Here is a 6,124-nt window from a genome sequence, read left to right on the forward strand (position 1 = left end):
TCAACCGCTAATGCGGTTAAAAAACCAAGAAATCTGGGGACAACAGCGATCGGAAGATCGATCCCGTGACCGTAGGCGTTGTTTTGAGGGCAGTCTGATTATACTAATACCGGAAGCAAGGAACAATACAACTTTTGGATGATCCTAATTTACTAATATTTTAGCTAAACATCAATTGACGGGCCAGAATCCGGGTGATAGGATAAGCATACCTTGATGGTTGCGCTTACACAATGGGCGTCGGCTCAGCCAATCCTAGGAATGGAAATGGAGGAAGCGACAGCCTATGAAAGCAGGCGCCAGACCGATTATCGGCAAGCTCGGCGGAGGGTTCTCCCGCATCCGGACCGTGCTGCTGCTCAGTTACTTCGTCATCATCCTGCTGTCGATCGTCATGGTCGGCAGCGTCTCCTTTTATCTCTCCTCGAGTGCGATCAAGGGCCGGGTCGAGTCGGCTAATCTGCAGCTCGTGCGCCAGATCGGCACTCACCTCAACAATGACTTCCGCAGCAAGCGCAATCTGCTGCTGGCTCCCTATTACGAGACCGAATACATCGATGGCATTAATGCTTACCCGGAAATGGACGCGCGCAATCAGTATCTGTTCCGACAGAAGCTGGAGAACCTCTACCTGAAGAGCTTCAACGCCACTCCGATCAGCGGCTTCATCCGCTTCCAGATCTACTACCGCACCGGCGAGCTGCTGGCAGCCTCGGGCGACTACAAGCCGTGGACGCCTGTCCAGGTGCGCAACGCCGACTGGTTCCTGCGTACGGTCGCCGAGGATGGGGGCGTTTACTTCCATGGCCCGAGCCAGGGAGACGGCACGACCGATACCGAGGCCACCGCGTACGCCTCGTCGATCCTGATCCGCGACTTCTCCTCTCCCGAACGGTTCATCGTCGTGCGCGTCGAGTACGGGGACGAGCTGTTCCAGACGATGGGAAGGAGCGACGATCTGTCGGCAGCCAGTCGCACGCTGGTGCTCGATACGAGCGATAGGCTCGTCTACGACTCGCAGTCTGGCCAGGGGCTGGCTGTCGAGGATGCGCTGCTCGGCCGGGTGCGCAGCGGCGAGGGCAAGTTCTGGATGAAAGGCGATGGCGACGAGCAATTCGTCTCCTATCGGGTGTCGGAGGCGACGGGCTGGAAGGTCGTCCTGCTGACGCCGCGCAGCGAGATATTGGGGCCGATCAGCCAGATCAAGACAGCGGTCGTCGTGACGGCGCTTGTTGCCTTTGCGATGACGTTCGTCATCTCGGTCCTCTTCGGCAGACGGATCACCCAGCCGATCCTCACGCTCTTCAAAAGCGTCAACCGGATCAAGCGCGGCGACTTCTCCGAGCGGGTGGAGATTCGGCGCTCCGACGAGATCGGCATGATCGCGGCCAATTTCAATGCGATGCAGGACGAGCTGCAGCATCTGATCGAGAATACGTACGTCAATCAGATCAAGCTGCGTGAGGTCGAGCTGGCGATGCTCTACTCGCAGATCAATCCGCATTTCCTCTACAATACGCTGGACATCATCCGGGCGATGGCGGACTATCATCGGGCGTCCGAGATCGGAGAGATCGCCCAGGCGCTCGCCGATATGTTCCGCTACAATACCCGCAATCGCGACGAGGTCGTGACGCTCCAGGAGGAGCTCGACCAGATCGAGGCTTATATGAAGATTCAGCGCATCCGCTTCGACGACAAGATCGGCTACGAGGCCGAGGTTGACGAGGCGCTCTACAGCTACCCGGTACTGAAGATGACACTGCAGCCGATCGTCGAGAACGCGGTGTTCCACGGGCTCGAGCGCAAGCGCGGCAAAGGGACGATCCGGATCGCGGCGAGGCGAGAGGGCGACCGCTTCGTCCTCTCGATCATCGACGACGGCGTCGGCATATCCGAGCGTCATCTGGGCGAGCTGCAGGCGAAGCTGCGGCGCTCTCTCCATAGCGATGCGTCGCCGGACGAGAGCGGCCGCGGCATCGGCGTGCGCAACGTGTACGCGCGTTATGCGATCCGCTATGGCGAAGCGCTCGACTTCGAGATCGAGAGCCGCAAGGGCGTGGGTACCTGCGTAACGTTGTCCTTGCCCTTCGAGGCGGAGGCGACGCTCGGTCAGAATCTTCAACACTCGGAGTCGGAATCGTGAATAGGCTTACAGAAAGCGCTTACTATATAATCGAAACTGTAAACGCAGCAAGCGAGTCTTGCAACCTAAAGGGAGGTTCACTATCAGATGAAAAAAGTAAAAGCAGCATCGGTCCTGCTGGCCATCAGCTTGGTCACTGCTTCCCTGGCCGCCTGCGGAGGCGGCAACAACAACTCGGGTACGTCTACGCCGCCTGCGACGAGCGAGAGTACGCCGCCCAAAACGGAGGAGCCGAAAAGCGACCCGGTTACGCTCTCCTTCGTCATCTCCAACACCGAGGACACGACGGCTTACAACAAAGTATTCGAGGCTTATGAAGCGAAGACTGGCAACAAGGTCGAGCTGCAAGCGCTGCCCGGCGGCGACTACGACAATATGATTAAGACGCGCTTCTCAACCGGCGACTTTCCTGACCTGTTCCTGATGCAGCCGGGCACCAAGCAATATGTGAAGCTGAGAGCCGAAGAGACGCTGCACGAGTGGTCCGGCGAGCAAGGCGTGTGGGACAATGTGATCGACTCCATCAAGGAAGCGCAAGTGGAGAACGGCAAAATCTACGGCGTTCCTTACGGCTCGACCGGCATGATGGGCGTCTTCTACAACAAGGATGTATTCAAGCAAGCCGGCGTCGACGTGCCGCAAAATTACGCCGATATGATCGAGATCGCCAAGAAAATCAAGGCAGCCGGATTCACGCCATTTTACGAAGGCGTCAAGGATGCCTGGCCGCCGCAAGTGTTTTACTTCACCGGTTGGGTCACGCAGGTCGATCCGGTCATCGGCGACGAAGGCGTAGCGAAGCTCAACCGCAACGAGCTGGCGCTCGCGGACATCGCAGAGCTGAAGGATCTGTTCGCCAAGCAGCTCGAGCTGAAGGAGCTGGGTCTGTATCAAGATAATGTCATGGCGGGAACCTATGACGAGATGCAAAACGAGCTCGGCGACGGCAAGGTTGGCATGGTATTCATGCTCGATGGCATCGTCTCCCAGCTCGAGCAGAAGTTCGGCAAGGATTGGGTAACGAACAACCTCGGCTTCTTCCCGTTCCCGTCCGCTACCGATCAAGGGACAGCGATGATTACGCCGCCGAACCAGCTGATGGTGCCTGAGAAGGCCAAGCATCGCGACGCTGCGATGGAGCTGGTCCGCTTCATGCTCGAGCCAGCTAACGTCGACCTGTTCTATGCTAGCAAACCGGGCATCCCGATCTACCAGGGCGCGACCAGCGAGCTGTATCCGGTCCAGGAGGATGTCAAGGCTTATATCGATGCCGGCAAATCCCGCGTCAACATCCAGAACCGTCTAACTGCATCGTTCGTCGATTTCTCCAAGACGCTGCAGAACTTCTTCCTGAACGGCAACATCGATCAGGCGATCCAGGAGTTCAGCGCCAACTATCAGAAGGACGGCAAGGCCAAGCAGCTCGAAGGCTTCTAACAGTCCAGGCTGCCTTCAAACGCCTACGGTCACGGGATCGATTGTGAGAGCAGCCTGATTTATCTACTTAGGGAGGAGGGGAAGCGATGGAAAGGCGCCGATATCCGCTTTACTTTTCCGCTCCCGCAGCCGCAATTTTTCTCGTCTTTTTTATCGCTCCGACCTTGTTCGGCGTCTATTACAGCTTTACCAACTGGAACATCCATGCGGACAACATCCGCTTTATTGGCTTCGACAATTATGCGGCTTTGTTCCAGGAACCGCGTCTGGGCAAAGCGCTCAGCAATACGTTAATTTTTGCGGCGGCGGTGACCGTCCTGCAAAATCTGATCGGGCTCGGGCTGGCGCTTGTTATGAACGAGTCGATCCGAATGCGCAATTTTTTCCGTACCGTGTTCTTCATGCCCTACGTCATCGCGCCGATCGTCATCGGCTACGTGTTCCGCGCCATCTACCACCCGGAGCATGGCATCGTCAATGTCATCCTCGATAATGTCGGGCTGGGCGCGATGGCCCAGGACTGGCTTAATGATCCGAAATGGGCGCTGTTCTCCATCATCGTCACCGATCTGTGGCGGGTATCCGGCTTTACGATGGTGATCTACCTGGCGGGCTTGCAGTTCATCCCCAAGGATCTGCTCGAGAGCGCGTCGATCGACGGGGCGAGCTATCGTCATCGGCTGCGCCACATCATCCTGCCGCTGATCGCAGCCTCGACGACGGTCAATATCCTGCTGTCGCTGATCGGCTCGATGAAGGTGTTCGAGATGGTCATGGTGCTCACCGACGGCGGTCCGGGCTATACGACCGAGGTGTTCTACACCTACATCCGCAGTACATTCAGCATGGGCGAGATGGGCTACTCGACGGCGATTAATCTGGTGCTGTTCCTGCTGGTGACGCTGGTCGGCTTGCCGGTGCTGGCGGCCCTCAAGCGACGGGAGGTGGAGATGTGAGAGCGTCGAGATCCAAGCAACTGGGCTTATATCTTGTCGTACTGATCGGCGCGCTCATCATCCTGGTGCCGTTCTACATGATTATCGTCAATTCGTTCAAGGGCATCCGCGAGTCGGCCTTGTTCGGGATGGGCTTGCCGACGGAGTGGCTGATGAGCAACTACGAGAAGGTGTTCGAGCAAGGCAACATCCTGCGCGGCTTCAAAAACAGCTTCCTGCTGGCCGGTCTGACGACGGTATGCGTCAACCTGTTCGCCTCGATGGCGGCCTTTGTCATCCAGCGCCGCAACGACCGCTGGATGCGCAGCCTGTACATGACTTTTATCCTCGGCCTGATCGTGCCGGTCTCGATCGTGCCGACGATTCGTCTAATGGATATGCTCGGCATCAAGGGCACGTACTTCAGCATGATTATGTATTACACCGCAGTGCTGCTGCCATTCTCGGTGTTCCTGCTAGTCGGCTTCATGAAGCAGATCCCGCGCGAGCTCGACGAGGCGGCGCTGATGGAGGGTGCGAGCTTCTTCCAGCTCTATACGCGGATCATCCTGCCGCTGCTCGTCACGGTACTGGTGACGGTGTCGATTGTCGTCATCGTCTCGGTGTGGAATGACTTTTTCGGACCGTTCTATCTGGTCACCGACAGTACGAAGTGGACGATCGTGCTGCAGATCTTCAACTTCGTCTCGCTCTACAACACGAACTGGGGTGTCGTCTTCGCCTTCATGGTCATCGTCGTCTCGCCAGTGCTGCTCATCTATCTGGTGCTGCAGCGCTACATCATCGACGGTCTGACCGCGGGCTCGGTGAAGGGCTAAGACTTTCAGAGACTGTACTAGCTAATCGCAAGGGGGGAATGCGGATGTATCGGGTGATGCTGGCTGACGATGAGCGATGGGTGAGACTCGGACTGATCCAGTCGATCCCTTGGGATGGGCTGGGTCTCGTGCTCGCCGGCGAGGCGGCCGACGGACAGGATGCGTACGAGCTGCTGCTGGCCGAGCGGCCCGACCTGCTGTTCCTGGACATGCGCATGCCGGGCCTAGACGGCAAGGAGTTGCTGGCGCTGCTGCATGCGGAGCTGCCTGAGCTGCTGACGATCGTCGTCAGCGGCTATTCGGACTTCGAGTATACGCAACAGGCGATCCGTCATCATGCCTTCGATTACTTGCTGAAGCCGGTCAAAAAGGAGGAGCTCGCCGCTGTCCTCGAAAAGGCGGTCGCCGAGCTGGCGCGACGCAGCGACGAGCGGCAACGCTCGGCGGCCGCCCGGCAGGACGCCGGCTGGTTCCGCGATCTGCTGCTGGCGCCGACTGCGTCCGGCGATGCGTCGAGCGAGGCCAAGCTGCCGCCTGCCTGGCTGGATCGTCAGGCCGTCGTCTTCGCTGGCCGCCCGGATACGTATCGCGAGCAGGCCGAGTCGCCCGATCGGCTCAGTCGGCTCCGCGAGGCGCTGGAGCGTCAACGGTCCTTTCACCTCGGCGGTCGGTGGGAGTGCGCGCTCTCGCCTGCGCCGGACGGCCGCGCCGAGCTGATCGGCGCAATCGCGGCCGACGGGCTGCCGCCCGCCGAGCTGCAGCGGCTG

5 protein-coding genes are annotated in these 6,124 nt (G+C 58.7%); all 5 read left to right on the top strand.

Annotation, left to right across the window (positions count from 1 at the left end; all coding sequences use genetic code 11):
• Nucleotides 1-286 precede the first annotated feature (286 nt).
• Entirely contained in the window at nucleotides 287-2,146 is a 1,860-nt protein-coding gene (locus PA598K_RS02700; protein ID WP_128655376.1) for a cache domain-containing sensor histidine kinase, read from the top strand.
• 87 nt (nucleotides 2,147-2,233) lie between these two features.
• Nucleotides 2,234-3,583: an ABC transporter substrate-binding protein gene (locus tag PA598K_RS02705; protein ID WP_128655377.1), complete on the top strand. Its 1,350-nt coding sequence runs from the start codon at nucleotides 2,234-2,236 to the stop codon at nucleotides 3,581-3,583.
• Nucleotides 3,584-3,669: 86 nt separating this feature from the next.
• Nucleotides 3,670-4,539: a carbohydrate ABC transporter permease gene (locus tag PA598K_RS02710; protein WP_128655378.1), complete on the top strand. Its 870-nt coding sequence runs from the start codon at nucleotides 3,670-3,672 to the stop codon at nucleotides 4,537-4,539.
• Entirely contained in the window at nucleotides 4,536-5,357 is an 822-nt protein-coding gene (locus PA598K_RS02715; RefSeq protein WP_128655379.1) for a carbohydrate ABC transporter permease, read from the top strand. The genes PA598K_RS02710 and PA598K_RS02715 overlap by 4 nt, the downstream gene beginning before the upstream one ends.
• A gap of 44 nt (nucleotides 5,358-5,401) precedes the next feature.
• The coding region (locus tag PA598K_RS02720; protein WP_185601471.1) for a response regulator at nucleotides 5,402-6,124 on the top strand (723 nt) is incomplete at its 3' end.

The organism is Paenibacillus sp. 598K (assembly GCF_003851045.1).
Classification (GTDB): Bacteria; Bacillota; Bacilli; order Paenibacillales; family Paenibacillaceae; genus Paenibacillus_D.